25 protein-coding genes and 2 pseudogenes are annotated in these 26,463 nt (G+C 64.6%); 12 read left to right on the top strand and 15 right to left on the bottom strand.

All coding sequences use genetic code 11. The features are described 5' to 3' along the window. Positions 1 to 50: 50 nt before the first annotated feature. Positions 51 to 305: pseudogene (locus RTCK_RS21150) on the top strand (sunset domain-containing protein); the annotation flags it as partial. An 11-nt stretch (positions 306 to 316) separates the two neighbouring features. On the opposite strand, the gene xdhB reads toward RTCK_RS21150, so the two are convergent. From xdhB to RTCK_RS02690, 3 genes are read right to left on the bottom strand one after another with little or no spacing between them, the layout of a single operon-like run. After that, complete coding sequence (gene xdhB / locus RTCK_RS02700) at positions 317 to 2,653, bottom strand: xanthine dehydrogenase molybdopterin binding subunit (RefSeq protein ID WP_142591354.1); 2,337 nt, start codon at positions 2,651 to 2,653, stop codon at positions 317 to 319. Position 2,654: 1 nt separating this feature from the next. Further along, the gene (gene xdhA / locus RTCK_RS02695) at positions 2,655 to 4,127 is read right to left on the bottom strand and encodes a xanthine dehydrogenase small subunit (protein WP_142591352.1); all 1,473 of its coding nucleotides are present in this window, start codon (positions 4,125 to 4,127) and stop codon (positions 2,655 to 2,657) included. A 14-nt stretch (positions 4,128 to 4,141) separates the two neighbouring features. After that, a complete protein-coding gene (locus tag RTCK_RS02690) occupies positions 4,142 to 4,918 on the bottom strand; it encodes a 3-hydroxybutyrate dehydrogenase (protein WP_142591350.1) in 777 nt (258 codons plus the stop codon). 158 nt (positions 4,919 to 5,076) lie between these two features. Here RTCK_RS02690 and RTCK_RS02685 point away from each other — a divergent pair, with 158 nt between their 5' ends. Beyond that, positions 5,077 to 5,613, top strand: a complete 537-nt coding sequence (locus RTCK_RS02685) for a DUF2380 domain-containing protein (RefSeq protein WP_142591348.1) — start codon at positions 5,077 to 5,079, stop codon at positions 5,611 to 5,613. 9 nt (positions 5,614 to 5,622) lie between these two features. Here RTCK_RS02685 and RTCK_RS02680 read toward each other — a convergent pair. The 4 genes and pseudogenes from RTCK_RS02680 to RTCK_RS02665 all read right to left on the bottom strand — a co-directional run. Next, a pseudogene (locus tag RTCK_RS02680) lies at positions 5,623 to 6,017 on the bottom strand (RidA family protein); the annotation flags it as partial. 276 nt (positions 6,018 to 6,293) lie between these two features. Continuing rightward, positions 6,294 to 7,304 (bottom strand): 2-hydroxyacid dehydrogenase, encoded by a 1,011-nt coding sequence (locus RTCK_RS02675; RefSeq protein WP_142591347.1) that lies wholly within the window; start codon positions 7,302 to 7,304, stop codon positions 6,294 to 6,296. 114 nt (positions 7,305 to 7,418) lie between these two features. Continuing rightward, a complete protein-coding gene (locus RTCK_RS02670; RefSeq protein WP_142591345.1) occupies positions 7,419 to 9,050 on the bottom strand; it encodes a PQQ-dependent sugar dehydrogenase in 1,632 nt (543 codons plus the stop codon). Beyond that, positions 9,047 to 9,493: a DUF2231 domain-containing protein gene (locus RTCK_RS02665; RefSeq protein WP_142591343.1), complete on the bottom strand. Its 447-nt coding sequence runs from the start codon at positions 9,491 to 9,493 to the stop codon at positions 9,047 to 9,049. The genes RTCK_RS02670 and RTCK_RS02665 overlap by 4 nt, the downstream gene beginning before the upstream one ends. 210 nt (positions 9,494 to 9,703) lie before the next feature. Here RTCK_RS02665 and RTCK_RS02660 point away from each other — a divergent pair, with 210 nt between their 5' ends. Both RTCK_RS02660 and glpK read left to right on the top strand, forming a co-directional pair. Then, positions 9,704 to 11,158: a TrkH family potassium uptake protein gene (locus RTCK_RS02660; RefSeq protein WP_142591341.1), complete on the top strand. Its 1,455-nt coding sequence runs from the start codon at positions 9,704 to 9,706 to the stop codon at positions 11,156 to 11,158. Positions 11,159 to 11,243: 85 nt separating this feature from the next. Continuing rightward, positions 11,244 to 12,737 (top strand): glycerol kinase GlpK, encoded by a 1,494-nt coding sequence (gene glpK, locus RTCK_RS02655; RefSeq protein ID WP_142591339.1) that lies wholly within the window; start codon positions 11,244 to 11,246, stop codon positions 12,735 to 12,737. A 21-nt stretch (positions 12,738 to 12,758) separates the two neighbouring features. On the opposite strand, the gene RTCK_RS02650 is transcribed toward glpK, so the two are convergent. From RTCK_RS02650 to RTCK_RS02630, 5 genes are all read right to left on the bottom strand, one after another. Then, positions 12,759 to 13,331 carry an SH3 domain-containing protein gene (locus RTCK_RS02650; protein WP_142591338.1) on the bottom strand — a complete coding sequence of 191 codons (573 nt, stop codon included), beginning with the start codon at positions 13,329 to 13,331 and terminating at the stop codon, positions 12,759 to 12,761. A gap of 40 nt (positions 13,332 to 13,371) precedes the next feature. Next, positions 13,372 to 13,863 carry an invasion associated locus B family protein gene (locus RTCK_RS02645; protein WP_185927878.1) on the bottom strand — a complete coding sequence of 164 codons (492 nt, stop codon included), beginning with the start codon at positions 13,861 to 13,863 and terminating at the stop codon, positions 13,372 to 13,374. 209 nt (positions 13,864 to 14,072) lie between these two features. Then, a complete protein-coding gene (locus RTCK_RS02640) occupies positions 14,073 to 14,501 on the bottom strand; it encodes a VOC family protein (RefSeq protein WP_142520008.1) in 429 nt (142 codons plus the stop codon). Between the two features lie 86 nt (positions 14,502 to 14,587). Next, positions 14,588 to 15,043: a GFA family protein gene (locus RTCK_RS02635; RefSeq protein ID WP_142520009.1), complete on the bottom strand. Its 456-nt coding sequence runs from the start codon at positions 15,041 to 15,043 to the stop codon at positions 14,588 to 14,590. A gap of 10 nt (positions 15,044 to 15,053) precedes the next feature. Further along, complete coding sequence (locus RTCK_RS02630; protein ID WP_142591336.1) at positions 15,054 to 15,758, bottom strand: glutathione S-transferase N-terminal domain-containing protein; 705 nt, start codon at positions 15,756 to 15,758, stop codon at positions 15,054 to 15,056. A gap of 279 nt (positions 15,759 to 16,037) precedes the next feature. On the opposite strand from RTCK_RS02630, the gene RTCK_RS02625 reads away from it, so the two are divergent. From RTCK_RS02625 to RTCK_RS02615, 3 genes are all read left to right on the top strand, one after another. Further along, entirely contained in the window at positions 16,038 to 17,711 is a 1,674-nt protein-coding gene (locus RTCK_RS02625) for a BCCT family transporter (RefSeq protein ID WP_142591334.1), read from the top strand. Positions 17,712 to 17,797: 86 nt separating this feature from the next. Next, positions 17,798 to 18,172 (top strand): YciI family protein, encoded by a 375-nt coding sequence (locus tag RTCK_RS02620; RefSeq protein WP_142591332.1) that lies wholly within the window; start codon positions 17,798 to 17,800, stop codon positions 18,170 to 18,172. After that, positions 18,169 to 19,419: an RNA polymerase sigma factor gene (locus tag RTCK_RS02615; RefSeq protein WP_142591330.1), complete on the top strand. Its 1,251-nt coding sequence runs from the start codon at positions 18,169 to 18,171 to the stop codon at positions 19,417 to 19,419. Before RTCK_RS02620 ends, RTCK_RS02615 begins: the two co-directional genes overlap by 4 nt. A gap of 41 nt (positions 19,420 to 19,460) precedes the next feature. Here RTCK_RS02615 and RTCK_RS02610 read toward each other — a convergent pair whose 3' ends face one another. Further along, entirely contained in the window at positions 19,461 to 19,766 is a 306-nt protein-coding gene (locus RTCK_RS02610; RefSeq protein WP_142520014.1) for a hypothetical protein, read from the bottom strand. A gap of 191 nt (positions 19,767 to 19,957) precedes the next feature. On the opposite strand from RTCK_RS02610, the gene RTCK_RS02605 reads away from it, so the two are divergent. From RTCK_RS02605 to sbmA, 5 genes are all read left to right on the top strand, one after another. Further along, complete coding sequence (locus RTCK_RS02605; protein ID WP_142591328.1) at positions 19,958 to 20,428, top strand: SRPBCC family protein; 471 nt, start codon at positions 19,958 to 19,960, stop codon at positions 20,426 to 20,428. 195 nt (positions 20,429 to 20,623) lie between these two features. Further along, the gene (locus RTCK_RS02600) at positions 20,624 to 21,694 is read left to right on the top strand and encodes an LLM class flavin-dependent oxidoreductase (RefSeq protein ID WP_142591326.1); all 1,071 of its coding nucleotides are present in this window, start codon (positions 20,624 to 20,626) and stop codon (positions 21,692 to 21,694) included. Between the two features lie 4 nt (positions 21,695 to 21,698). After that, the gene (gene map / locus RTCK_RS02595) at positions 21,699 to 22,454 is read left to right on the top strand and encodes a type I methionyl aminopeptidase (RefSeq protein WP_142520016.1); all 756 of its coding nucleotides are present in this window, start codon (positions 21,699 to 21,701) and stop codon (positions 22,452 to 22,454) included. A 451-nt stretch (positions 22,455 to 22,905) separates the two neighbouring features. Further along, entirely contained in the window at positions 22,906 to 24,087 is a 1,182-nt protein-coding gene (locus tag RTCK_RS02590; protein WP_142591324.1) for a YbfB/YjiJ family MFS transporter, read from the top strand. A gap of 115 nt (positions 24,088 to 24,202) precedes the next feature. Then, a complete protein-coding gene (sbmA, locus tag RTCK_RS02585) occupies positions 24,203 to 25,480 on the top strand; it encodes a peptide antibiotic transporter SbmA (RefSeq protein ID WP_142591323.1) in 1,278 nt (425 codons plus the stop codon). A 343-nt stretch (positions 25,481 to 25,823) separates the two neighbouring features. Here the strand turns inward: sbmA and mazF are convergent, their stop codons facing one another. Beyond that, a complete protein-coding gene (mazF, locus tag RTCK_RS02580; RefSeq protein WP_142591321.1) occupies positions 25,824 to 26,189 on the bottom strand; it encodes a type II toxin-antitoxin system toxin MazF in 366 nt (121 codons plus the stop codon). Continuing rightward, positions 26,189 to 26,452, bottom strand: coding sequence for a type II toxin-antitoxin system antitoxin MazE (gene mazE, locus RTCK_RS02575; protein ID WP_142591319.1), 264 nt, complete (start codon positions 26,450 to 26,452; stop codon positions 26,189 to 26,191). The genes mazF and mazE overlap by 1 nt, the downstream gene beginning before the upstream one ends. Positions 26,453 to 26,463 lie beyond the last annotated feature (11 nt).

Raw genomic sequence — 26,463 nt, 5'->3', positions numbered from 1 at the left:
TTAAGAAATTCCCTAACGGAACGGCAAGTTACCGCAGCTAAGCTGCCTTTATGAGCCAATTCACCGGAGTTGTCGTCCTCGCATCGGCCGCTGCCTTCATCGGCGCAGGCGGGTATACATTGTTGCCGCGCGCAACCTATGACTCGGCTTGCACCATCAAAGGAAATATCTCCCTCAATTCCGGGGAGCGCATCTACCACGTGCCCGGACAGGAATATTATGCGGCAACCAAGATTCGCTACGAACATGGCGAGCGCTGGTTCTGCTCGGAAGAGGAAGCGCGCCGCGCCGGATGGCGCAAGGCGCACCGTAACCATCACAGCGCCTTCAGCCGTTCCACTGCCATCAGCACCCGCTCGGGTGTCGCAGGTGCATCGAGGCGAGGGCACTCACGGTAGTCGGCGATGCTCGCGACCGCCATGGAGATCGCCTCCAGCACCGAGATCGCCAGCATGAAGGGTGGCTCGCCGACGGCCTTGGAGCGGCCGATGGTCGGTTCGGCATTCTCGGACCATTCCGCAAGCCTGACGTTGAAGACCTTCGGCCGGTCGGAGGCAAGCGGGATCTTGTAGGTGGAGGGCGCATGGGTCCTGAGGCGCCCCTTGTCGTCCCACCACAGTTCCTCGGTCGTCAGCCAGCCCATGCCCTGCACGAAGCCACCCTCGATCTGGCCGATGTCGATCGCCGGATTGAGCGAGCGGCCGACGTCGTGGAGGATGTCGGTGCGCTCCACCATGTACTCGCCGGTCAGGGTGTCGATCGACACTTCCGAACAGGCGGCGCCATAGGCATAGTAGTAGAAGGGCCGGCCGCGGCCCGCTTCGCGGTCCCAGTGGATGTCCGGCGTCTTGTAGAAGCCGGCGGCGGACAGATGCACGCGGTCGTAGTAGGCGGCGCGCACCAGCGTGTCGAAAGGCACCACTTCCGTGCCGACCCGCACGCGGTTCGGCAGGAACTCCACCTCCTCGCGTGGCACGTTCCACTGGCGCATGGCGAAGTCGATCAGCCGTTCCTTGATCTGGCGCGCGGCATCAAAGGCCGCCATGCCGTTGAGGTCGGAGCCGGAGGAGGCGGCGGTTGCCGAGGTGTTCGGCACCTTGGCCGTTGTCGTGGCGGTGATCTTCACCCGCTCGATGTCGACGTTGAAGGTGTCGGCCACCACCTGCGCCACCTTGACGTAGAGGCCCTGGCCCATTTCGGTGCCGCCATGGTTCAGGTGGATCGAGCCGTCCTGGTAGATGTGCACCAGCGCGCCCGCCTGGTTGTAGGCGGTCATGGTGAAGGAGATGCCGAACTTCACCGGCGTCAGGGCAATGCCCTTGCGGATGACGGGACTGTTCTCGTTGAACTCGATGATCGCCTTGCGTCGTGCCTGATAGTCTGAAGAGCGTTCCAGTTCCTCCACCACGCGGGCGATGACATTGTCCTCGACTTCCTGGTGGTAGGGCGTCGTGGTGCGGCCGGAGCCGGGCTGGCCGTAGAAGTTCAGCTTGCGGATGTCGAGCGGGTCCTTGCCCAGCGCATAGGCGATTTCCTCGATCACCCGCTCGGCGCCGAGCATGCCCTGCGGGCCGCCGAAGCCGCGGAAGGCGGTGTTGGAGACGGTATGGGTCTTCAGCGGCTGCGAGGTGAGGTGCACATGCGGATAGAAGTAGCTCGAATCCGCATGGAAGAGGGCGCGGTCGGTGACCGGTCCGGAAAGGTCTGCGCACCAGCCGCAGCGGGCGGCATAGGTAGCGTCTAGGGCATGGATGCGGCCTTCCTCGTCGAACGCGACGTCGTAGTCGACGCGGAAGTCATGTCTCTTGCCGGTGACAGCCATGTCCTCGTCGCGGTCCGGCCGGAACTTGACGGCGCGGCCGAGCTTCTTCGCCGCCACCGCCGCAAGGCAGGCAAAGTGGTTGCCCTGGGTTTCCTTGCCGCCGAAGCCGCCGCCCATGCGGCGGATGTTGACCGTCACGGCGTTGTTGGCGATGCCGAGCACATGGGCCACCATGTGCTGCACCTCGCTCGGATGCTGCGTGGAGGACCAGACGATGACGTCATCGTCTTCTCCCGGCATGGCCATGGCAATCTGGCCTTCGAGGTAGAAGTGCTCCTGGCCGCCGATCTCCATCCGGCCCTTCAGCCGGCGTGGCGCCTTGCCGATCTCCGCTTCCGGCTCGCCGCGCTGCAGCGTCATCGGCTTGACGACCAGCGGTGCGTCGTTTTCGACCGCGCCTTCGATGTCGGTCCAGTGCGGCAGGTCGCGATATTCGATCTTCGCCAGCCGTGCGGCACGGCGGGCCTGGTCGCGCGTCTCGGCGATCACCGCGAAGATCGGCTGGCCGTGGAATTCGACCTTGTTCGTTGCCAGAAGCGGCTCGTCGTGTCGGCCGGTGGAGCCGACGTCGTTGAAGCCGGGAATGTCATCGGCCGTCATCACCCAGACGACGCCGGGGGCTGCCTTCACGGCATCGAGGTCGATCGACAGGATCTCCGCATGGGCCCGGTCGGCCATGCCGAGGGCTGCATGCAGCGTATCTGCAGGCTCGCGAATATCGTCGATATATTCGGCGGTTCCGGTGACGTGCTTGTGCGCGGAGTCATGCCGGATCGAGGCGTGAATCGGCCCGTTGATCACGTTCTTCGGCTCGAAAGTTGCCTTGTCCATGTCACGCCTCCTCCAATTCAAAGCGGCGCAACTCAGTCGGCGCGCCGGCGGTCTCCAGGAAGAAGCGGGTCAGCAGGTTCTTGGCCGTCAGCGACCGGTATTCCGCCGTCGCACGCCAATCGGTGAGCGGCTGGTAGTCCTTGTCGAACAGGTCCCGCACGGCGGAAACGGTTGCCCAGTTCCAGTCCTGCCCGGTCAGCGCTTCTTCCACATGGCGCGCGCGCTTCGGGGTCGCCGCCATGCCGCCGAAGGCGATGCGGGCGCTTGCCACGCGGCCCTCCACATCGAGCTCGACATGGAAGGCGCCGCAGAGGGCGGAAATGTCCTCGTCGCGTCGCTTGGAGATCTTGTAGACGGCGAAATAGGCGTCCTCCCGCGGACGCGGCACGAAGACCTTTTCCACGAATTCGCCCGCCATGCGGTCCTGCCTACCATAGGCGAGGAAGTAGTCCTCCAGCGGCATGGTCCGCTTGCCGCTGTGGGAGCGCAGGGTCAGTTGAGCACCGAGCGCGATAAGGGGTGGGGGCGTGTCGCCGATCGGTGACCCGTTGGCGATATTGCCGCCGATCGTGCCCATGTTACGCACCTGCCCGCCGCCGATGCGGTCGATCAGACGCGCCATCTGCGGCAGTTCCTCGAAAAGTACCTCGACAGCCTGCGTATAGGTGACGCCGGCGCCGATCGTGATGCCCCTCTCGTCGGCGCTGATCGCCTGCAGTTCCGTCAGGTGGTTGATGAAGACGACCGGATCGAGCAAGCGCATCTGCTTGGTTACCCACAGCCCCACGTCTGTGGAGCCGGCGACAATCGTCGCCTTCGGCTCGTCGGCCAGGAAGTCGGCAAAGGCCTGCAGGTCTGCGGGGATGACGGATCGGGCGCCGTCCTTTTCGACGACGATGGTCTCGGGGTGCGCGCGAATGTCCCAGAGCTTCGCGGAGATCTCGATGCGGTCGCGTTCCAGCGGGTCGAACAGTGCGCTTGGCCGCTCCGTCGCCACCTGCTCGGCTGCCTTCACGATCGGCTCGTAGCCGGTGCAGCGACAGAGGTTCCCCTGCAGCGCGCTCTCGATCTCGGCCCGCGATGGCGTTTCGTTCGACAGCCAGAGGCCATAGAGGGACATGACGAAGCCCGGCGTGCAGAAGCCGCATTGCGATCCGTGCTGGTCGACCATGGCCTGCTGCACCGGATGCAGCGTTCCATCCTTGGCCGCCAGATATTCCACGGTCACCACATGGGTTCCGTGCAGCGAACCGAGGAAGCGGATGCAGGCGTTCACCGTTTCATAGCGCAGGATCCCGTCGATCAACCGTCCCACCAGCACGGTGCAGGCGCCGCAGTCGCCCTCGGCGCAGCCTTCCTTGGTGCCGGTCAGCCGGCGCTTGAGGCGCAGGTAGTCAAGGAGCGTCTCCGTCGGGCCGAAGCCGCCAAGGGTGATATCCTCGCCGTTGAGGATGAAGCGGATCGCGTCTGTCATTCCGTTTGTTCTCTTTATTGGGCGGTCCAGCCGCCATCGATCGAAATATGGGTGCCGGTAATCTGCCGTGCCGCGTCGCTCGCCAGGAAGACGGCGGTCGCGGCCACTTCCTCGATCGACACGAACTCCTTCGTCGCCTGCAGCCTCAGCATCACGTCCGTCTTCACCTGCTCTTCCGAAATGCCGCGCTCGCGGGCCGTATCCGGGATCTGCTTCTCCACCAGGGGTGTCAGCACGTAGCCGGGACAGATCGCGTTGACGGTAATCCCGAATTCGGCAAGTTCCAAGGCTGCTGTTTTCGTCAACCCTAAAATACCATGTTTGGCGGCAACATAGGCAGACTTGAAAGGGGAGGCTGTCAGCGCGTGGGCGGAGGCTACGTTGATGATCCGGCCCTTGCCCTTCTCCTTCATCAGCGGGATTGCGGCGCGCATGGTGTGGAAGGAGCTCGTGAGGTTGATGGCAATGATCTGGTCCCACTTTTCCGGCGGGAACTCTTCGATCTTGGCGACATGCTGGATGCCGGCATTGTTGACGAGGACGTCGAGCGAACCGAAGGTCTCCTTCGCAGTGCCGATCAGGTCGACGATCTCTTCCGGCTTCGTCATGTCGGCACCGTGGTAGATGACCCGGCCGCCGCCGAGCACCTCCATATCACGCCGCGCCGCCTCGATCTCGCCGGGGTTTCCGAAGCCGTTGATGACGACGTGACAGCCCTCGGCTGCAAATGCTCTCGCGATCCCAAGCCCGATCCCGCTGGTGGAGCCGGTGACGACGACGGTTCTGGACATGCCCGACCTCCCAATCCGTGGCTTGTTGTGCACTGCACTGATTTGGTGAGGTTATGCGCAAATGGCAGGCGCTGGCAATGAGGGCGGGCGCATGCTGCATTGTTGGCCTCCAAGCTGACTAATGCTATCTTCTACGCCGGGGAGAAGGAGATGCAGGCATGCGACAGGCATCGAATGCAGGATTCCACCGGCTTACCGCAATCCTCCGTTCGGCTGTCGTCGCGATAGGAGTGGCTGTCACGGTAGCCGTGCCCGCCTGGGCCGCAGAGCCCGTCACTGTTGCCACGGCAGGGTTCGACTTCGTCGACACGTCAGGCGAGATGCGGGATCAAACCGCCGAGCACGACCGTCGCCTTCAGGCGCTGGACCGGACCATCGTCGACAGCCTTGCCGCGGAGAAGAACCTCAGGACGGTTCCGCTGGGTTGCGCGGACAAATGCACTGTCGGAAGCGCCGGCGTCGAGGCCCTCTCCAGGCAAGCGGTGGAGGCTGGGGCGAGCCATCTGCTCATCGGTCAGGTGCGCAAGATGAGCACCCTGGTCGGCGGCGTGAAGTTCGCGGTCATCGACCTCGATACCAACCGACCGACCTGCGACCGCTTCCTCAGCTACCGAGGCGATACGGACGAGGCATGGAGCCGTGCCGCGGCTTACGCCGCGCAGGATGTCGCCAAGCATTGCCTTCCACACCCGTGAGGCTGACGGTCAGGCGTCCCGCGAGATGCGCGCGATTACCTTGATCTCGAAGTCGAAGCCGGCCAGCCAGTTGACGCCGACTGCCGTCCAGTTGGGATAGGGTGGCTTGAGAAGACACGGTTCTTCACGCCCATGATCGTCTCGAACTGGTTCTCCGGATCGGTATGGAAGCTCGTGACGTCGATGATCTCGTCGAAGCTGCAGCCGGCCGCCTCCAGGACTGCCGGCAGATTGGCAAAGGCGCGCTCGACCTGCTTTTCGAAATCCGGCTCAGGGTTTCCGTCCTCGCGGCTGCCAACCTGGCCGGAGACGAACAAGAGATCGCCGGACCGGATCGCGGTGGAGTAGCCGTGCGGTTCGTAGAGGGCATGGCGATTGGTGGGGAAGACTGCGTTGCGTTCTGACCTGGCCTCCTGTCAAATCTACGGGGGCCGGGGCGACCGGAGTGGTGCCCGGTCATCTGCCTGCTGATGGGACCGGAGAGATACATACGCTCCGTATGTGTGATCTGATGGGCGGCCGTAGCGCCGCCCGCCGCCATGCCGCAGCTGATCCTGCGCGTCAGTTGATGGACCGGCGAGGTTGAGGCCTGGCGCATCTGCCGATGAATATGGGCAGAGGGAACTGGTTCAGACTTATACTTTTCGATGGTGTGTTGCCGGATGCCTTGGCGAAACGCCTCAGTTCCTTGCGGCGAGATATTCGACCGTGACCGCATGCAGCGGCTTACCGGTCTCGCGGAACTTCACGATGTTGCCGATCGTCGTTTCGGCGATCGCCTCCAGCGCTTCGCGCGTGAAGAAGGCCTGGTGGCCGGTGATCAGGACGTTCGGGAAGGTCAGGAGGCGGGCAAAGACATCATCGCGCAGCACCTCGTTGGAGAGGTCTTCGAAGAAGAGGTCGGCCTCTTCCTCATAGACGTCGAGGCCAAGGCTGCCGATCGTCCCGTCCTTGAGCCCCGCAATCGCCGCCTGGGCGTCGATCACCGCGCCTCGACTGGTGTTGATCAGCATCACGCCGGGCTTCAGCACCGGCAGCGTTTCGGCGTTGATCATGTGCCGGGTGTCGGGTGTCAGCGGGCAGTTCAGGCTCACAATGTCCGACCTCCGGAACAACTCTTCACGTCCGACATAGGCCATGCCGAGCGCTTCGCATTCCGGGTTCGGCCGTATGTCGTGTCCAAGCAGTTGGCAGCCGAACCCGGAGGCGATCCGGGCCAGGACGGCGCCGATCTTTCCCGTGCCGACAATCCCCATCGTCTTGCCGTTGAGGTCGAAGCCGAGCAGGCCGTCGAGCGCGAAATTGCCTTCACGAACCCGGTTGTAGGCGCGGTGGATCTTGCGGTTGAGTGCGAGGATGATCGCCATCGTGTGTTCCGCGACCGCGTGCGGCGAATAGGCCGGCACACGCGCGACTGCGATGCCCAGGGCTTCGGCCGCTGCCAGATCGACGTTGTTGAAGCCGGCGCTCCGCAGGGCCACGAGCCGCACACCCATTCCTGTCAGGTATTCCAGGACCGGCTTCGACAGGTCATCGTTGACGAAGGCACAGATCGCGGTCGAGCCTTCGGCAAGACGCGCCGTATCGAGCGACAGTCGCGCCTCGCTGTATTGCAGTTCCAGTCCTTCGCCTGATGCCCGATGGAGAAACCGACGATCATAGGGTTTGGTGCTGAAGACGGTGACGCGCATCCATAAGCTCCCAGTCATTCGCCCGGACGATGCCATGTCGCTCGCCGCCAGTCCACCGGCGGCGAGCGACACGTCGGCCGCCGGGGAGGAGGGCGACCGGAAAGCGAGTGGGGGTCAGCCGCCGGGCTCGACGGCTGCTTCCGGTTCGGTGGCCGGCACGTCCGTTTGCGGCTGAGGTGGCGGGGCCTCGCCATCGGCCGCAGGGGCTGGAGGCTCATCGGTCGTGGGGTCGGTGGCAGGCGGTGGTGTCTCCGAAGCCGTCGCCGGAGCGGCACCGTCCGCGGGCGTTGCGGGAGGCGTGCCTGTCTGCCCCGCCTGTGCCGGCGGCGCAGCCCCGGATGCCGCAGGCGAGGCTGCGCCGGGGGGCGCACCTGACAGCGGCTGGTCAGTTGCGATCGGCTGGGGAATCACCGTGCCATCGGCGGGAGCCACGCGCCAGACGGTGTTGCCGGAATCGTCGGCAACCAGAAGCGCACCGGTACCGTCGATGCCGACGCCGACGGGGCGGCCGCGGGCATTGTCGCCGTCGAGGAAGCCGGTCACCACGTCCTGGGCCATGCCTGCCGGCTTGCCGTTCTCGAAGGGCACGTAGATCACCTTGTAGCCGTTGAAGGAACTGCGGTTCCAACTGCCGTGCTCGCCGATGAAGGCGCCGTTCGCATAGGGCTCGGGCATGGCCGAGCCGTGGGAGAAGGTCATGCCGAGGGCGGCGACGTGGCTCGACAGCGCGTAGTCCGGCTTGACGGCCTTCTCCACCATGTCGGGCCGCGGCGGATGCACCCGCTCGTCCACATGGTTGCCGAAATAGCTCCAGGGCCACCCGTAGAAGGCGCCGTCCTTGACCGAGGTCATGTAGTCCGGGACGAGGTTCGGGCCGAGTTCGTCGCGTTCGTTGACCACAGTCCAGAGTTCGCCGGTCTCGGGGTGGAAAGTCAGTCCGTTCGGGTTGCGCAGGCCGGAGGCGAAGAGGCGCATGGCCCGGCTTTGCCGGTCGACCTCGAAGATCGCCGCGCGGCCTCTCTCTGCCTCCATTCCCCGCTCGGCGGCGTTGGAATTGGAGCCGACGGATACGTAGAGGAAGCGGCCATCGGGGCTGAGCGCCAGGTCCTTCGTCCAGTGGTGATCGATCGGCCCGCTGAGCTGGTCCGTGATCACGCGCGGCTCGCCGGTGATCTCGTTGTCGCCGAGCCGATAGGGATAGGCGAGCAGCGAGTCGCCTCCCGCCACATAAAGCGTGTCGTCTATCCACGCGACGCCAAAGGGTGACTCGAGCTTGGTCAGGAGGTCGTGGCGCTCGTCCACCTCGCCGTCCCGGTTGCTGTCGCGCAACAGGGTGATGAGGTTACTTTCCTTTGGCGCACCGCCGCCCTGGCCAAGGGACATGACCCAGCCACGCACGAACTCCTTGGGCCGCTCCAGTGGGCGCCCGCCTTCCGGTGCCTTGCCCTGCACGACCAGTACGTCGCCATTGGGAAGCGTGTGGACGGTGCGCGGGTTGGCAAGATCGGTTGCATAGGCGGTGACGGTCAAGCCTTCCGGGACGGTCGGCGTCTCCCCGTCCTGCCAGCCGACCACCTTGGCGACCTTGAGATCCGGCAGGAGTTCGCTCCTGGGTTCCGGCAGTACCGGATCCGGGCCGATCTGCTGGGTGACGTCGAAATCGCCATTGTCGTCGCTGCAGCCGGCAAGCGCCAGTGCCAGGAGCGAGACGGTGGCGAGGGCGGTCAATCGGGCGGGGCGGTTCATCGTTCTATACTCCAGATCACACGGGACCGGCGGCGGGCGGCGAAGATCACGGTCAGCACCGCCAGCGCCACGGTGAGGGCGGAGAGAACGAGGCCGTTCGGCACGATCGCCGTCCAGCCGTCGCCGGCATGGACGAAGCTGTTCACGACTGCCAGCAGAAGCATCAGGATGTAGCCGATCGCGGCCAGCCATCCGGGTCCCAGGATGCGTGTCGACCGGCGGAACATATCGACTGCGCCGGCAACCAGGCCGATGCCGCCGAAGACGAGGCCGGCAAAGAGCAGCCAGGCGGAAAAATTGTGCCACATCAGGAAGGACGTCTGCCAGTAGGCAATATCGGTTATCAGGGCGAGGGTGAAGCAGACGAACGGGAAGGGGACGAAGAAGGTCCTGAGCGGAAATCCGGCCCTTCCTGTGGTGGTGGTCGTGTAGGTGGTGGTCATCGCGGCGCCTCGGATCCAGGTGGGGCAGACACCGCCTTTACGGCTGAGCGCCGATTTTGTTCCAAGACGATAACCCTTCCGACCCCGCTTTCCGGCAACTTGTCGCATCGGCGCTGTTGGCGCGGCCCGGACTCGTGCTAGAGACGCCGGAGTTGTCCAAGCAGTCTGCGGACCTTCAGGTCTTCGGGCGGCGGATCGAACGGCCTGAATTTGAACGCGACCCTTTTTCGTTCCGTCCTCCATATTGCGGCGCTCTGCGGCCTTTACCTGTCGAGCGCCATGTTCGTGCCGGCCTTGGCCGATCTCTACGTCGGACATCCAGACTGGCAGGTCTTCGCCCTGTCGGGCGCGCTCTGCGGAGGCGTCTTCATGCTCACCGCGGCCGCCACGAGCGGCCCGCCGCCCGTCTTCACCCGGCGCTTCGGCTTCCTGCTCGTCAACGTGTTGTGGACCGTGTTCACCATCGTCGGCGCCATTCCCTTCTATCTTTCGAGCTATGACCTGACGCTGGCGCAGGCCGTCTTCGAATCCGTTTCGGGGATCACCACCACCGGCGGCACGGTCCTCGTCGGACTCGACAACCTGCCGCCCGGCCTGCTGCTGTGGCGCTCGCTCATCGTCTGGCTCGGCGGCATCGGCATCCTCGGGCTCGGGCTCTTCATCCTGCCGAATCTGCGCGTCGGCGGGCTGTCCTTCTTCAAGCTGGAATCCTCCGATACGACGGAGAAGCCCTTCTCCCGGTTCGCCAGCTTCACGCGCGCCTTCATGGCGATCTACCTGGGCATAACGCTCGCCTGCACGCTCGCCTATGCCTGGGCCGGCATGAGCCTCTTCGACGCCGTCAATCACGCCCTGACCACCGTCGCGACCGGCGGCTACTCCACCCACGACGCCTCCTTCGGCCATTTCGACAGCCTCGCCGTGCTGTGGGCCGGGACCATCTTCATGACGATCAGCAGCCTGCCCTTCTCGGTGATGATCCTGCTTGCCGTGCGAAAACGGCTGAACGTGCTGCGCGATCCGCAGATCCTCGCCTTCCTGGGCTACCTGACGGTTTTCTCGGTGGCAGTCGGCGTCTATCATCATCTCACCAACGACGTGGAAATCGGGTTGGCGCTGACGCATGCCTTCTTCAACATCAGCTCGATCCTGTCGACGACCGGCTTTGCAAGCGAGGACTATACGCTGTGGGGGCCGTTCGCGGTGACCGCGGCCTTCATGGCCACCTTCATCGGCGGCTGCACCGGCTCCACGGCCGGCGGCATCAAGGCCTATCGTATCGTCGTCCTCTATGGCGTCGTGCGGGCAGGTCTCCAGCGGCTCGTCTATCCCAGTTCCGTCGCCTCCGTGCGCTACGGCCGCCAGACGGTGGAGCCCGACGTGCAGCGGAGCATCTTCCTGTTCCTCGCCCTCTACATGCTGCTCTGGGCGCTCGGCTTGATGGCGCTCGGAGCCCTCGGTTACGACCTCATGACGGCCATGTCGGGGTCGATCACCTCGCTTTCCAATGTCGGGCCGGGGATCGGCAGCATCATCGGCCCGGCCGGCAATTTCTCCACGATCAGCGACCCGGCTCTTTACGTGATGTCGGTGCTGATGCTGCTCGGGCGCCTGGAGGTACTGACGGTGCTTGTGCTGCTAATGCCGACCTTCTGGCGGTACTGACGCGGCGGGGCCGCCACCCGTTGACAGGCCTTCGGCGCATCTGCTCAAACCGTGGCAAGGAACGAGGAGCGTGAGGGAGGACCGAATGGCGGGTTATGTGCTGGCGATCGACCAGGGAACGACGTCCAGTCGAGCAATCGTCTTCGACGGGAACATGAAGATCGCCGGCGTCGGCCAGAAGGAGTTCACGCAGATCTTCCCCAAGTCCGGCTGGGTGGAGCACGATCCGGAGGAGATCTGGGGCAGCGTGGTGCTGACGATCCGCCAGGCGATCCGCAAGGCCGGCATCAAGGCCTCTGAAATCGCCGCGATCGGCATTACCAACCAGCGGGAGACCGTCGTCGTCTGGGAGCGCGAGACGGGGCAGGCGATCCACAATGCGATCGTCTGGCAGGACCGCCGCACCGCGGGCGACTGCGAGCGGATGAAGGCAGAGGGGCTGGAACAGCTCTTCACGGAAAGGACCGGCCTGCTGCTCGATCCCTATTTCTCCGGCACGAAGCTCTCCTGGCTGCTCACCAACATCGAGGGCGCGCGCAAGCGGGCCGAAAACGGCGAGCTCTGCTTCGGCACCATCGACACCTATCTCATCTGGCGGTTGACGGGGGCCAAGAGCTTCGTCACCGACGCCACCAATGCCAGCCGCACATTGCTCTACAACATTGCCGAAAACCGGTGGGACGAGGAGTTGCTGAAGATCCTCGACGTGCCGGGGGCGATGCTTCCCGAGGTGAAGGACTGTGCCGATGATTTCGGCGTCACCGACGAGCGGCTGTTCGGCGCGGCGATACCCATCCTCGGCGTGGCGGGCGACCAGCAGGCCGCCACCATCGGCCAGGCCTGCTTCGAGCCCGGCATGATCAAGTCGACCTACGGCACCGGCTGCTTCGCCGTGCTGAACACAGGCTCCGAGATGGTGCCGTCGAGGAACCGGCTGCTGACCACGATCGCCTACCGCCTCGATGGCCGGACGACCTATGCGCTGGAGGGCTCGATCTTCATCGCGGGGGCTGCGGTGCAATGGCTGCGGGACGGCCTCGGCATCATCCGCAAGGCGGAGCAGACGGGGCAACTCGCCGACAGCGCCGACCCCGAGCAGCAGGTCTATCTGGTGCCGGCCTTCACCGGGCTCGGTGCGCCGCACTGGGACGCGGAGGCACGCGGCGCGATCTTCGGGCTGACCCGAAACACTGGACCGGCTGAACTCTCCCGCGCCGCGCTGGAGGCCGTCTGCTACCAGACCCGCGACCTGCTCGATGCCATGCACAAGGACTGGCAGAGCGACGGCCGGCAGACCGTGCTGCGCGTCGACGGCGGCATGGTCGCCTCCGACTGGACCATGCAGCGGCTTGCCGACCTGCTCGACGCGCCGGTCGACCGGCCGACCATCCTGGAGACGACGGCGCTCGGGGCTGCCTGGCTTGCCGGATCGAAGGCCGGCGTCTGGCCCGGCCGGGAGGAGTTCGCCCGCCGCTGGGCGCGCCAGCGCTGCTTCGAGCCGCAGATGGACGGGGCGGTGAGGGAGGCGAAGATCCGCGGCTGGAAGGACGCCGTCAGGCGGACGCTGACGAATGCCTGACGTGCGCCGTGACGGCTGCGGTCACTCGAAGCGCTCGCCGGGATAGACGCCCCAGAGGGAGGACTGCTCGACATAGCCTTCGAGGTTGTTCTGCGGCAGGCTGACCCGGCACCACCTGCCGTCGCACCCGCCGACCTGCATCAGGACCTTTGGCGCAAGCTGCGCGGTGATGCGCGCGCCGGATACGCCGGCGCGCCGGAGCGGGATCGGTTCGCGGAGCCACGGCCCGACGACCGCGGTGCGGTCGCCCGACAGCAGCGCGCCCGACATCCAGCCGGTAACGCCGTCGAAATCGCGCACGCGGCGCCAGTTGCCGTATTCCTCGGTGATCTCCAGCGGCAGGCCGCGCTGCGTGTAGATCCACTTGGTTGCATAGTCGGTGGAGGGACCGATGCGCATGCGCGCCCTGGCCGCCTTCAGGGAGACGAAGCGGGGGACGGGATAGCCGGTCTCTCGACCGCTGCGGAAACCGGATCCGACATCCGCAGCGACTGCCGGCCGGACGGCCGGCATGACAGGGTGCAGAGGCCCGAATGCGGTGATGGCCGCCAAGACGGCGGCGGCGCAGCGCCGCGGAAATGACATGCCGCTCATGCTGTCGACGTCTCTCCGGCGGCGGAAGCACCCGTGCGCATCAGTTGCATTTGCGCACTTCGTTCAGCGCGGCGGTGACGCCCTTCAGGGAATAGGCGTAGCTGGTATCGGTGCCGCGCTGCGAGGTCGCCTCGATGATGAGTTCGCGGCCGGCGCGCATGGCGTCGACCATTTCCGGCTCGCGGGCCTGGTTCTTCACCCAGGCGGCGTTGTCCTTCGGCGCCATGGTGAAGCTCTTGTCGTCGACGCGCACCTTCACCTCGGAGGAGGGGTTGAGGTTGTAGCCCATGATCGCCTGCGGCGCATAGCTCGACCCTTGCGGCGCGACCAGCACGAAGTTGTCGCCGTGGTTGACGTTGCCCGGCTGCTGAGTGACGGGTACCGACAGGGCGTAGCAGTTCTTCTGGCCGTTCTCGGTATAGGAATAGACGCCCCAGGCGTCGAATTGCTTGATCCTGGTGGGCTGTGCGCTGGCGACCGCAGCCGATCCGAGCATGAGCGAAAGAGCAAAGCAGCACGTCCGGGTGAACATCTTGCCTCCATCTGTTTCTGTGCGTGGATTTTGGCCCGCATGTCGCTGCGCGGCCGTCTCTGATGAGGGTCTAATACAGATGCGGAGGGTTAGCGGGAAGTTAATACCCACCCCGAAATGATGCCTCACCCGCTCACAAACGGGTGAGGCTGTCCGTGAACCGGCCGGCCACCCGGCCTTGCCCGCTCGCAATACCAGCTCGAAACTCTCTATTTCACCGGCTCGTTCATCGCCCACAGGATGCCGAAGGGGTCGCGCAACTGGCCGTAGCGGTCGCCCCAGAACATCACCTGGAGCTCCGTCACCACTTCCATGCCGGCCTCGACGGCACGCTTCCACCAGGCGTCGATGCCCTCGACGGGCAGCATGACCGTGAAGGCCTGCGGTTTTTCCAGCGGGTAGCCGTAATCGGGGTAGGGGTCGCACAGCATCAGCGAACTGCCGTTGATATAAAGATGCACATGCATGGTACGGCCCCGATCGTCCGGCGGATGAGCGCCTGCGAATTCCGCGCCGAGCGCCCGCTTGTAGAACTCCGCCGCCTTCATCGCGCCGTCCACCTGGAGATAGGCGACGATGCCGCCTTTCACCGGTTCGGGTTCCTGCTGTGCCGTATTTGCGTCAACAGTTGTGTCCATCTCATTACCCTCCTGTTGGTCGCCCGCGTGGGCGGGTGCTTCAAGGACGGGCGAGAGGAGGCGGAGCCGACACGCGGAGAGAGATTTTAGGCGCGCTCCAGGAACTCCTTGGTCAGCGCCTCATAGGCGTCCATGGGCGGGAACTCAGGAAAGCTGTGGACGGCGCCGGTCGTCGCCCACGGCAGCTTTGCGCTCGTATAGGTCTCGATGAAGGGGGAGAACCACGAGACGTCGTCGAGCATGGTCGGACGGACATTGACGAACCAGTCCATGCCGACCGGCCTCGTGAACATCCAGCTCTTGCAGTGCGGGCAGTGGTAGTGCCGGACGTCGTCGCCGTGGGCACCGCCTATCACCGGCTCGCCTCCGACCACCTCGAACCCCTGCGACGGAATGGCGGCGCTGCAGGAGAAGGCGCCGGCGCTCATTTTCTGACAGCCGCGGCAGTGACAGGCCATGGTCAGGAGCGGCGGGACGCGGATGCGGATTCGGACCTGTCCGCAGCGGCAGGAACCCTCCATCGGCAGGGCGGGCATGGGCATGGCGTCCTCCTCACGGTCTCGCCGGGATGTTCAGTCCACGGTCCACCGCCGGCCGCGCCAGGCCGCGTTCCAGCCATGCCGGCACATTTTGCAGCTCGGCATAATTCACCAACTCGCCGGCGCCATAGAAGCCGGTCAGGTTTCGGATCCAGCCCAGCATGGCGATGTCGGCGATCGTGTAGTCGTCGCCCATGATCCACTCGCGGCCGTCGAGCCGAGTCTCCAGCACCCGGATCAGCCGGGCGCTCTCCCTGGCGTAGCGGTCGCGCGGGCGCTTGTCCTCGTAGTCCTTGCCGGCGAACTTGTGGAAGAAGCCAAGCTGGCCGAACATCGGCCCCATGCCTCCCATCTGCCACATGACCCATTGGATGGTTTCATAACGACGGCCGGAGTCGGCTGGGAGGAACTTGCCGGTCTTTTCCGCCAGATAGATGAGAATGGCGCCGCTCTCGAAGAGCGCCAGCGGCCGGCCATCCGGGCCATCGGGGTCGAGGATGGCCGGGATCTTGCCGTTGGGGTTCAGGGACAGGTATTCGGCGCCCCAGGTCTCGTCCTGGCCGATGTTGATGAAGTGCGGTTCGTAGGGAAGGCCCGTCTCCTCCAGCATGATCGACACTTTCACGCCGTTCGGCGTCTGTGCCGAATAGAGCTGCAGGATGTCCTGGTTCTTCGCCGGCCAGCGGCTGGTGACCGGAAATGCGGAGAGATCAGCCATGATTGTTCTCGCGGGTTGGAAGCGTGTGAGACTATAGGGCCTGCGTCGGGTTCGGCCACCTCCCAAGGACATTCAAGGCAAAAATGAGGCAGAAGGGGTTGCCCTTCCGTTTCCGATGCGCCATTTACGCCCCTCGACGCTCCCACAGCCTGCCGGCGCCATGCTGGCCTTTCGCGGCTGTCGGGTATTTTCCAAGCGTGCCGCGCCATCATCCGGGTGTTCCCCAACTCCAGAGTAACAAGGCCTGCGGCCGGCATCGCAAAATGATTGGAGTGAATCATGACCGATATCAGCGCTTCCAGCGCAGACGAAGCCATTCCCGCGCCGGAGGGCAGGACGCAGATCATCGATACCGACTACGAGATCGGTCAGGACAACATCAATTACCGCCGGCGCTTCGTCTTTGAGCTCGACATCCACAACGTCGTGTTCAGCGTCTCGGCGCTGACCATTGTTGCGTTTACCTTCCTGACGCTGATGTTCCAGACGACGCTTGGGCCGGTCTTTACCGCCATACGGGATACGCTCACCTCAAACCTCGCCTGGTTCTTCCTTCTTGCCGGCAACATCTTCGTGGTGGTCTGCGTCGCGCTGATCTTCCTGCCGCTCGGGCGCATCCGGCTCGGCGGACCCGAGGCAACGCCCGACTACAGCCGCCTTTCGTGGTTCTCGATGCTCTTTGCCGCCGGCATGGGGATCGGCCTCATGTTCTACGGCGTCTCCGAGCCGCTCGGCAACTACACCGCCGCCTTCGAAGGGCCGGTATTCGAGGACGGAGTCCGGACCGACTGGGCACCGCTGGGCGGTACTGCCGGGGACACTGAAGCCTCGCGGCGCCTCGCCATGGCCGCCACCATCTTCCACTGGTCGCTACATCCCTGGGCGATCTATGCCGTCGTCGCCCTGTCGCTGGCGCTCTTCGCCTTCAACAAGGGCCTGCCGCTGACATTGCGCTCGGCCTTCTATCCGATCTTCGGCGAGCGGGTTTGGGGCTGGCCCGGTCATGTCGTGGATATCCTGGCGGTCTTCGCCACCATCTTCGGCCTTTCCACGTCGCTCGGTATCGGTGCAGAACAGGCAGGCGCGGGGCTGAACTTCCTCTTTGGCCTTCCCACTGGCGTGGGCATGACAGTCTTCCTGGTGATCATCATCACCGGGATCGCTACCGCCTCGGTGGTCGCCGGCATGGACAAAGGAGTCAAGCGTCTCTCGGAAGTCAACATGGCGCTCGCCTTCCTGCTGCTGATGTTCGTGATTCTGGTCGGACCGACGCTGCAGATCCTGCGCGGCTTCTTCCTGAACCTGCTCGCCTATGTGGAATACCTGCCGGCGCTGTCGAACCCGTTCGGCCGCGATGACGACAATTTCCGCCATGGCTGGACGGCCTTCTACTGGGCCTGGTGGATCAGCTGGTCGCCCTTCGTCGGCATGTTCATCGCCAGGGTCAGCCGGGGGCGTACGGTGCGCGAGTTCCTGATCGCGGTGCTGCTCATCCCGTCGCTCGTCTCGACGATCTGGATGACAGCGCTCGGCGGCACGGCGATCAGCCAGGTCGTTTCGCAGGGGCTGACCTCGGTGCAGGACGCGGCGCTGGAGATCCAACTCTTCGAAATGCTGGCGCACCTGCCGCTGACGCAGCTCACCTCGCTGATCGGCATCATCCTGGTGATCGTCTTCTTCGTCACCTCGTCCGACTCCGGCTCGCTGGTGATCGACACGATCGCGGCCGGTGGCAAGGTGAATGCGCCGGTACCTCAACGGATCTTCTGGGCGACGTTCGAGGGACTCGTTGCGATCGCGCTGATGCTGGGCGGCGGGCTTGCGGCGCTGCAGGCCATGGCGGTTTCGACGGGCTTTCCGTTCGCCATCGTGCTGCTGGCAGCGACCTGGTGCCTGTTCAAGGGCCTGATGGCGGAACCACGGCCGATGTCCGGTACGCCCAAGGCCGCCTGAGGCAGGCTCCCGGCCGCAGATTTTTTTGCTGCGTCCCGTCTGCATGGGCGCTACTCCTTCGTCTTCCATGCGAGAAGGAGTTCACGATGCTGTATGCCATCCTCTGCTATGCCGACGAGGAAAAGGTCTTCGCCTGGTCGAAGGAGGAAGAGGCGGCCGTGATGGGACGTCTCCAGGCCGTGCAGGAGCCGCTGGCGAGGGCGGGCAAGCTCGGTCCGACCGGGCGGCTGATGCCGACGACGGCAGCGACGACGGTGCGCAAGGGCAGGGACGAGCCGCTGGTCGTCGACGGCCCCTTCGCCGAGACGAAGGAGGTGCTGCTCGGTTTCTACACCGTGGATGTCGAGAGCCTGGATGAGGCGATCGCCTTCTCCAAGGAGCTGTCGGCCGCCAATCCGGGCTCCACATCCTACGAAATCCGGCCCTTCTACGTCTTCCATCCGGGGAGTTCGCCCACATGAAGGATCCCGCCTGGATCGATCTTGCGCTCACTGCCGCCCGGCCGCAGGCCATGGGCGCGCTGCTGCGCTACTTCCGCGACCTCGATACGGCGGAGGAAGCCTTCCAGGAGGCCTGCCTGAGGGCAATCCGTACCTGGCCGGACAAGGGGCCGCCGCGCGATCCGACCGCATGGCTGATCTTCGTCGGCCGCAACAGCGGTGTGGACCAGATCCGTAAGACGGCGCGCAATACCGCTCTGCCGGACGAGAAGGTGCTGTCCGACCTTTCCGACGCTGAAGCCGACATGGCCGAGCGGCTGGACAGTTCGCACTACCGCGACGACATCCTCAGGCTGATGTTCATCTGCTGCCATCCGGGCCTGCCGGCCACGCAGCAGATCGCGCTGGCACTCCGGATCGTTTCCGGCATCAGCGTGACGCAGATCGCGCGTGCCTTTCTTGTCTCCGAAAGCGCCATGGAGCAGCGGATCACCCGGGCCAAGGCGCGTGTCGGGAAGGCCGGGCTGCCCTTCGAGGCGCCGAGCCCTAACGAGAGGGCGGAGCGGCTGCCGCCGGTCATGGCGATGATCTACCTCGTCTTCAACGAGGGTTACTCCGCGGGCATGAACAATCCGGATGTCGCGGCGCTTTGTGAGGAGGCAATCCGGCTTTCGCGGCTGCTGCTGCGCATCTTCCCGGCGGAGCCGGAGATTATGGGGCTGACGGCGCTGATGCTGCTGCAGCACTCCCGCCGCGAGGCGCGCCACGACCAGGAAGGACAGATCATCCTGCTCGAGGATCAGGACCGATCGCTCTGGGACTGCGGGCAGATCGACGAGGCACTGGCGCTGCTCGACAAGGCAATCCGCCACCGCAAGCCAGGACCATACCAGGTCCAGGCAGCAATCGCGGCGCTGCATGCCCGGGCCGAGAGGGCGGAGGCGACGGACTGGAAGGAAATCGAACTCCTCTACCAGCTTCTCGAAAAGCTCAATCCGTCACCGGTCGTCTCGCTCAACCGAGTCGTCGCCTTTTCGAAGCTGCGCGGCCCTGCCGAGGCGCTCGCCATGCTGGAACCGCTGGCGGAGGCGCTCGACGGATATTTCTACTTCCATGGCGTGCGCGGCGCGCTGCTTGCCCAGAGAGGCGAGACAAGGGAGGCGAGGGAGGCCTTCGGCCGGGCGATCTCCCTTGCCCGCTCGCCCGCGGAGGCCGCCCATGTGCGGCAGGAACTGGACAAGCTGAAGGAAGAGGCGGCGGTAGGGTGATCTTCGCCGTCTTCAACCCGCAGCACCGGACGATCTGCTGCTCATGGCTTCTTTTCGAGGACTTCAACTCTTTGAATGACGTCGCCCACTTTGTCTTCGATTCTCGACAGAGAGCCTTCGATTGCTGTCTGGATGTTGGCGAGTGAGCCACCAAGCTCCATCTTGACCATCAGCTCGAGGTCGTCCCGGAGTTCGCCCTCCCTCCGCTCGATCCGTCTGGTGAGCTCGTAGTTGGCGTTCAGAAGACGCATCATGTCCGACAGGTCGCGCCGCAGGGTACGTAACTCGTCCATGTTGAGCTTTGCCTGCTTCGCGAGAAATTCGAGGCTGACTGTTTCTGTCGACACGGGTTCCTCACTCACACCAAGAGGGCACCATAATCTAACCCGAGACTATCCAAACCACAAATGGTCAAGGTGGACGAAGAATGTCTCTTACATGCAGGCACTGAGAGAATAACCTGGCAGCCGTGTCGGCAAACGCCACCGTCATCCGTCCTTGAAGCATCATCAGATCATCGGAGGGATTGAAGATGGACATGACCAACAAGACACCTGGCCACGAACTCGTTCTGGTGCGCGAATTCGATGCGCCGCGCGAGAAGATCTATAAGGCCTGGACGACGCCGGAGCTGATGAAGGTGTGGTTCTGCCCGGAGCCCTGGAAGGTGACGCAGGCCGATCTGGATCTCAGGGCAGGCGGGCGCTGCAACACCGTCATGGAAGGGCCGAACGGCGAGGTCATCCCGAACGAGGGTGTCTATCTGGAGCTGGTCGAGAATGAGAAGCTTGTCTTCACCGACGCCTTCACCGAAGGCTGGGTGCCGACCGGCAAGCCCTTCATGGTGGGGGTCGTGCTCCTGGAGGAACTGCCGGGCGGGCGCACGCGCTACACCGCCAAGGCGCTCCACTGGACCGAAGCGGACAAGAAGACCCACGAGGAGATGGGTTTCCACGAAGGCTGGGGCAAGGCGGCCGACCAGTTGGCGGCGCTCGTTGCGCGGATGTAAGGCGGCCATCGAATAATAGGAAAGGAACGGAAGGTTCTCCTTTTTCCGTTCCTCAGTTCTGCGGGCATTCTCTCGTTCCATTATTGGAAGCCTCAGCTATCCACTCCTTCGAACGCACCGTTCGAGATATTCCCATTTGCCGTTGCCGGTCTGATCTCTATCTCCCCTTCAGACAGAAGGAACGGATGCCGCCCCATGGAACTCGGACTCTATACCTTTGCTGATGTCGATCCCAATGCCGCCGACAAGGGAGCGGAGGGGGCGCGGCGGCTGAAGAACCTGATCGAGGAGATCGAACTCGCCGACCAGGTCGGGCTCGACGTGTTCGGGCTGGGCGAGCACCACCGGCCTGATTATGCGGTCTCGTCGCCGGCGACGGTGCTGGCGGCCGCGGCGGTGAAGACGAAGAACATCCGGCTCACCAGCGCCGTTTCGGTGCTCTCCTCCGACGAGCCGGTGCGGGTGTTCCAGCAGTTCGCGACGCTCGACCTCATCTCGAACGGCCGGGCGGAGATCATGGCGGGGCGCGGTTCCTTCATCGAGTCCTTCCCGCTCTTCGGCTACGACCTCGGCGACTACGACCAGTTGTTCGCCGAGAAGCTCGACCTGCTGATGGCGATCCGAGACGAGGAAGTCGTGACGTGGTCGGAAGGGCAGTTGCGGCCGCCGATCAACGGCCGCGGCGTCTATCCGCGTCCGCTGCAGGAGAGGCTGCCGCTGTGGATCGCCGTGGGCGGCACGCCGCAATCGGTGGCGCGGGCAGGCGCGCTCGGCCTGCCGGTGGCGCTTGCCATCATCGGCGGCGAGTATCCGCGCTTCGCGCCGCTCTTCCAGCTCTATCGCGAGGCGGCGCGGCGGGCGGGGACCGATCCCGCCATGCTGAAGACCAGCATCAACGTCCACGGCTTCATCGCGGATACGACGGAGCTTGCCGCGGATCAGTTCTATGGGCCGCAGGCGGCGGTGATGGACCGCATCGGCCGAGAACGCGGTTGGGGGCCGACGAACCGCGCGCATTTCGACGCGGCGCGCGGGCCGACCGGTAATCTCTTCGTAGGCGATCCGGAACTGGTGGCGGAGAAGATCGTCGCGGCCCACAAGGTGTTCGGCAATGACCGGTTCCTCCTGCAGATGGCGATCGGGCTGATGCCGCACGACCAGATCATGCGCGGCATCGAGCTCTACGGCACGAAAGTCGCCCCGCTCGTCAGAAATGCATTGACCGGCTCGGCGGATGGCGCGAAACCGGCCGCCAAAACCGGATGATGGAATGATCGTTACCACTGAAGAAGAACTGCAGAAGCTGAAGGACGTCGGTCGCCTCTGCGCGGTTGCGATAGAGACCATGGCCAAGGCGCTGGAGCCGGGGATCACCACGGCCGAGCTCGATGGGATCGGCCGCAAGGTGCTGGAGGACAATGGCGCTCAGTCGGCGCCGGAATTCTGCTACAAGTTTCCCGGCGCCACCTGCATCAGCGTCAACGAGGAAGTCGCCCATGGCATTCCCGGGGCGCGGGTGATCCGGGCGGGCGATCTCGTCAACATCGACGTCTCGGCCGTGAAGGACGGCTTCTTCGGCGATGCCGGCGCCTCCTATGCGGTGCCGCCGGTGACGCGGCAGGTGGAGAAGCTTTGCCGCGACGGGCGCCGGGCACTCTGGACCGGCCTGCAGCAGGTGAAGACCGGGCGGCCGCTCGCCGGTATCGGCAATGCCATCGGGGCGTTTGCCAAGAAGAACCGCTACACGCTGATCCAGAACCTTTCCAGCCACGGCATCGGGCTCACGCTCCACGACGAACCGAAGGAAGTGCCGACCTGGCCCGACCCGACGGAGAGGCGGATGATCGAGGAGGGGCTGGTCTTCACGGTCGAGCCCTTCCTGTCGCTCGGCGCTGACTGGGCCGAGGATGGGGACAACGGCGACCCCTGGACGCTCTACAGCGAACCGCGAGCGCTGACCGTGCAGTACGAGCACACGATCGTGGCGACCAGAAACGGGCCGATCATCCTGACGCTTGCGAGCTGAGTCCGGCTACCGAGGCAAGGCGGGAGAATTGTGGTGCGGACGCCCGGCGGGCGGCCCAATCATTGGGCACGCTTCGACAGGATCCCGCACCGTCGCGAGTGGGTGGCGGGCCTTAAGACCCGCCACCCCGACACCAGCAACCTCATGTCGCCTGTCCGACTCAACCGACTATCCGAGTCTAAGTCCGAAAGCCGCTTTAGGTTCGCCGTCCGTCCCGAACTCCTTGGACGAGGTCAATAAAAGGTAATCGTGCGGCGCAGGATTCGGCCGGCGGGCGCCGGATATGTCCCGGTTCGGGACGGATGGGACTAGTCGCTTCAGGGCAGGGAGGCGACCTGTGGAAAACCGTCTGCTGTCGCGGGGGGAGGGGCGTGACGGTCCATCAGCGGCGCAGATCGTTCGCCAGAACTGCTGGTTTGCCGGGAGGCTACGGTAGTGCGATAAGCAGGCCATGCCCTCCTCGTCCCGGACGTTATCTTCGCCCATCTTGACCGGTCTTGCCGGCGGATCCGCCATGGCGGCGGCGATGGGTTTCGGACGGTTCGTCTATACGCCGATCCTGCCGGGAATGATAGAGGGAGCGTCCCTTTCGGCCGCCGATGCCGGACTGATCGCCGGCGCCAATTTCTCCGGCTATCTGCTCGGCGCCGTGCTTGCCGCCTTCGGCTGGGCAGCCGGTCGGGAGAGGACGGTGGCAATCGGCGGCCTCCTCTCGACCGTCATCCTGCTTGCGGCCATGGCGATCGTCGATGGCCTGGCGGCCTTCACCCTGGTCCGGTTCCTCGCCGGTCTGGCGAGCGCCTTTGCCATGGTTTTCACGTCCTCCATCGTGCTGGCGCATTCGTCGCGTAGCGAGGCGGTGCAGATCCTCCATTTCGGCGGGGTGGGCTTCGGCATCGCGCTCTCTTCGGCGCTGGTCTTCGTCATAGGCCTCGTCGCCGGCGACACCGGGCACGGCTGGCGGGACGAGTGGACCGGCAGTGCGATCGCCGCCGCCGTGCTGGTGATGCTCGCCCTGCGGCTTCTGCCCCACCCGACCGCCGGGCAGGGCGCGATGCGCGAGCCGCCGCTCGCCTGGGATCGGCCGCTCGTGCTGGTGACCGCGTCCTACGGCCTGTTCGGCTTCGGCTACGTGATCACCTCGACCTTTCTCGTGACGATGGCGCGCAATGCATCGGCCGGTACCACGACCGAGTTCCTGGCTTGGCTGGTGACGGGGATGGCAGCAGCGGTGTCGCTGGTCGTCTGGCGCGGCTTCGTGCGCCGCTTCGGCCTCGTCGCCACCTATGCCGCCTGCGTGGCCGCCGAGGCGGCAGGCGTGCTGGGCTCTGTGCTTCTCCCTCCGGCGGCCGGCGCGCTCGTCGGCGGTCTCTTCCTCGGTCTGACCTTCATGGCCGTCACGGCCTACGGCCTGCAGATCGGACGCCGGCTGGCGCCCCGCAGCCCAAGGCGGGCGCTTGCGCTGATGACCGCCGCCTTCGGGACCGGGCAGATCATCGGACCGCTTGTGGCCGGGTGGCTGGCGGAGGCCAGCGGCGCGTTCACCCTGCCGACGGTGCTTGCCGCAACCCTCCTGGGGCTCTCGGGGGCACTGGTCCTGCCGCTGCTTGCGGGACCGAAGGAAAGCGGCTGATTACAATTCCGTAAGAAGGGGCTTGCGCCATTGCTGCTCCCATCGTTCTGCCCTAGTTTGCCGCCACCAGACAGACGGCCCTTGACAGCAAACAAAGCGAAGCGAGCCTGCCAACGTGTTCAAGTCATTCTTCCCGCAGCCGAAGCTCTTCTTCACGTCGACCGCCATATGGTCCATTCTCGCCATCGTGTTCTGGTACACGATGGGCGAGGACCTCGGCGCCTCGTTCGGCATGCCGCCGGTTCCCGTCAACGATGCGCCGGAGGTCGGCATATCCACCTTCTGGTCGCCCGCCTTCCTGTGGTTCTACATCTACTTCGCCCTGGTGACGCTGATCTTTGCGGCCTTCTGGTTCTGGTACCGGCCGCATCGCTGGCAGATGTGGTCGGTCCTCGGCTCTGCGCTCATCCTCTTCACCACCTATTTCCAGGTTCAGGTGAGCGTTGCGATCAACAACTGGTACGGGCCGTTCTGGGACCTCGTGCAGCAGGCGGTATCGCAGTCGGCGCCGGTAACGGCCGAGCAATTTTACGGGCAGATCGCCATCTTTCTCGGGATCGCCATGGTGGCGGTGGCGGTCGCGGTCATGACGCGCTTCTTCGTCAGCCATTACATCTTCCGCTGGCGCACGGCGATGAACGAATACTACATGGCGCAGTGGCCGAAGCTGCGCCATATCGAGGGGGCCTCCCAGCGCGTGCAGGAAGATACGATGCGCTTCTCCTCGACTGTGGAAGGCCTCGGCGTCAGCTTCATCGATTCCATCATGACGCTGATAGCGTTCACGCCGGTGCTGATGCGCCTGTCGCAGAACATTACGGAACTGCCGCTGGTCGGCGCGGTTCCTTACCCGCTGGTGACGGCGGCCATCCTCTGGTCGCTGTTCGGCACCGTCTTCCTGGCACTGGTGGGCATTAAGCTGCCGGGGCTCGAATTCCGCAACCAGCGCGTCGAGGCCGCTTACCGGAAGGAACTCGTCTATGGCGAGGACCATGCGGATCGGGCCGAGCCGATGACGGTGGCGGAGCTCTTCGACAATGTGCGGCGTAACTATTTCACGCTCTACTTCCACTATCTCTATTTCAACATCGCCCGCATCTTCTACCTGCAGATCAACAACATCTTCTCGCTGCTGATCCTGGCGCCGTCGATCATCGCCGGCAAGATCTCGCTTGGCGCGCTGAACCAGATCTCCGGCGCCTTCGGCCAGGTGACGTCATCCTTTCAGTATCTGGTGTCCTCCTGGCCGACGATCGTCGAGCTTCTGTCGATCTACAAGCGCCTGCGCGCCTTCGAGGCGGCGATCGACAACGAGCCGCTGCCGGAGATCGACCAGCATTACCTGGAGCGGGAAGCCGTCGGCGGTGAACTGGAGGCTGACCGGCCGACGTAACGCGCAGCACGCCGCCCGCGCCGGACAATTCCGCGCGGGTGGAAGGGGAGAGGGCAGGCGGTGGCACAAGGGGTTGGTGTTTCAGGCGTTCCGCCTGCCCCGGCCGTGGTTTCTGTCGGAAATCGTTCCTGCAAATCCGGCAGTCCTCACAGCCATCATCGGCGCCGAGCCTTGACCCAAGTGGGCAGCCGGTTCGCGACCCGGCATCCCCGTCCGATGACGCAGCCATTGTGGCAGCGGATGCGGCAGCGGGGATGAGCGGGCAGAGCGGCGGGCGCCAAGTCTTTGAAGATCCAGAGGGAAAAAATGCGGGAGCGTGGAAAACATCCCCGGAGCAACTTGCTCAATCCGACTCCGGTTCGATGGCGCTCATGACGCGGGTGACGATTTCCGCCATCGTGGCCTCGTCCAGCGTTTCGATGTACTGCGCCGTCCGCTGCTGTATTCGCGCCTGGATGTCGAAGCTGCGGACTTGATTGCAGACGGCGACGCCCGTGGTGTCGTGACCAGTCACAGATACGGCAAGGCCCACGTCGCGCGAGAACGCTCCACCCGTCGTTATGGGCACTGTCATGGAGACGCCGAGCGCGTTGATCTCTCGCGGCGTGATGACGACATAGCGATGCCTGTTCTTCATCTCGCGGCCGGCGACGGGGTTGGGGTCGATCCAGTAGACGTCACCGCGCTTCGGCACATTGCTGCGGATCATCAGCCGATCTCGCGTCCCACAGGATCACCGTCCAGCGGAGCCGTTTCCGAGGACAGTTTCTGCAGCTCGTCGGATCCCTTCAGCAATTCGCCGAGGGTGTAACGCTTCCTTGTCTTCTGAACTGGCCGGGCGACCAGAGCTCCGTCTGCCACCACGAGCGACAACTGGTCGCCGACCTGCGTCTGCATCAACTTCAGGACCGCCGGCGGAATGGTCACGACGGCAGCTCCGCCCTGGCGCCTGATCTTAGTGGTGATGGTCATCATCTCGCTCC

This window comes from Pseudorhizobium endolithicum (genome assembly GCF_902153245.2).
Classification (GTDB): domain Bacteria; phylum Pseudomonadota; class Alphaproteobacteria; order Rhizobiales; family Rhizobiaceae; genus Neorhizobium; species Neorhizobium endolithicum.
The sequence above is the reverse complement of the archived record's forward strand: the minus strand, read 5'-3'. Positions and strand labels throughout refer to the sequence as shown.

What these genes read in the sequence shown, in the direction of transcription:
- xdhA (WP_142591352.1), bottom strand. Translation starts at nt 4,127, where the DNA reads ATGACAGACGCGATCCGCTTCATCCTCAACGGCGAGGATATCACCCTT.
- RTCK_RS02690 (WP_142591350.1), bottom strand. Translation starts at nt 4,918, where the DNA reads ATGTCCAGAACCGTCGTCGTCACCGGCTCCACCAGCGGGATCGGGCTT.
- RTCK_RS02630 (WP_142591336.1), bottom strand. Translation starts at nt 15,758, where the DNA reads ATGGCTGATCTCTCCGCATTTCCGGTCACCAGCCGCTGGCCGGCGAAG.
- RTCK_RS02640 (WP_142520008.1), bottom strand. Translation starts at nt 14,501, where the DNA reads ATGGACACAACTGTTGACGCAAATACGGCACAGCAGGAACCCGAACCG.
- map (WP_142520016.1), top strand. Translation starts at nt 21,699, where the DNA reads ATGATCGTTACCACTGAAGAAGAACTGCAGAAGCTGAAGGACGTCGGT.
- RTCK_RS02620 (WP_142591332.1), top strand. Translation starts at nt 17,798, where the DNA reads ATGCTGTATGCCATCCTCTGCTATGCCGACGAGGAAAAGGTCTTCGCC.
- RTCK_RS02665 (WP_142591343.1), bottom strand. Translation starts at nt 9,493, where the DNA reads ATGACCACCACCTACACGACCACCACCACAGGAAGGGCCGGATTTCCG.
- RTCK_RS02600 (WP_142591326.1), top strand. Translation starts at nt 20,624, where the DNA reads ATGGAACTCGGACTCTATACCTTTGCTGATGTCGATCCCAATGCCGCC.
- xdhB (WP_142591354.1), bottom strand. Translation starts at nt 2,653, where the DNA reads ATGGACAAGGCAACTTTCGAGCCGAAGAACGTGATCAACGGGCCGATT.
- glpK (WP_142591339.1), top strand. Translation starts at nt 11,244, where the DNA reads ATGGCGGGTTATGTGCTGGCGATCGACCAGGGAACGACGTCCAGTCGA.
- RTCK_RS02615 (WP_142591330.1), top strand. Translation starts at nt 18,169, where the DNA reads ATGAAGGATCCCGCCTGGATCGATCTTGCGCTCACTGCCGCCCGGCCG.
- mazF (WP_142591321.1), bottom strand. Translation starts at nt 26,189, where the DNA reads ATGATCCGCAGCAATGTGCCGAAGCGCGGTGACGTCTACTGGATCGAC.
- RTCK_RS02650 (WP_142591338.1), bottom strand. Translation starts at nt 13,331, where the DNA reads ATGAGCGGCATGTCATTTCCGCGGCGCTGCGCCGCCGCCGTCTTGGCG.
- RTCK_RS02605 (WP_142591328.1), top strand. Translation starts at nt 19,958, where the DNA reads ATGACCAACAAGACACCTGGCCACGAACTCGTTCTGGTGCGCGAATTC.
- RTCK_RS02625 (WP_142591334.1), top strand. Translation starts at nt 16,038, where the DNA reads ATGACCGATATCAGCGCTTCCAGCGCAGACGAAGCCATTCCCGCGCCG.
- RTCK_RS02645 (WP_185927878.1), bottom strand. Translation starts at nt 13,863, where the DNA reads ATGTTCACCCGGACGTGCTGCTTTGCTCTTTCGCTCATGCTCGGATCG.
- mazE (WP_142591319.1), bottom strand. Translation starts at nt 26,452, where the DNA reads ATGACCATCACCACTAAGATCAGGCGCCAGGGCGGAGCTGCCGTCGTG.
- RTCK_RS02635 (WP_142520009.1), bottom strand. Translation starts at nt 15,043, where the DNA reads ATGCCCATGCCCGCCCTGCCGATGGAGGGTTCCTGCCGCTGCGGACAG.
- RTCK_RS02685 (WP_142591348.1), top strand. Translation starts at nt 5,077, where the DNA reads ATGCGACAGGCATCGAATGCAGGATTCCACCGGCTTACCGCAATCCTC.
- RTCK_RS02670 (WP_142591345.1), bottom strand. Translation starts at nt 9,050, where the DNA reads ATGAACCGCCCCGCCCGATTGACCGCCCTCGCCACCGTCTCGCTCCTG.
- RTCK_RS02675 (WP_142591347.1), bottom strand. Translation starts at nt 7,304, where the DNA reads ATGCGCGTCACCGTCTTCAGCACCAAACCCTATGATCGTCGGTTTCTC.
- RTCK_RS02590 (WP_142591324.1), top strand. Translation starts at nt 22,906, where the DNA reads ATGCCCTCCTCGTCCCGGACGTTATCTTCGCCCATCTTGACCGGTCTT.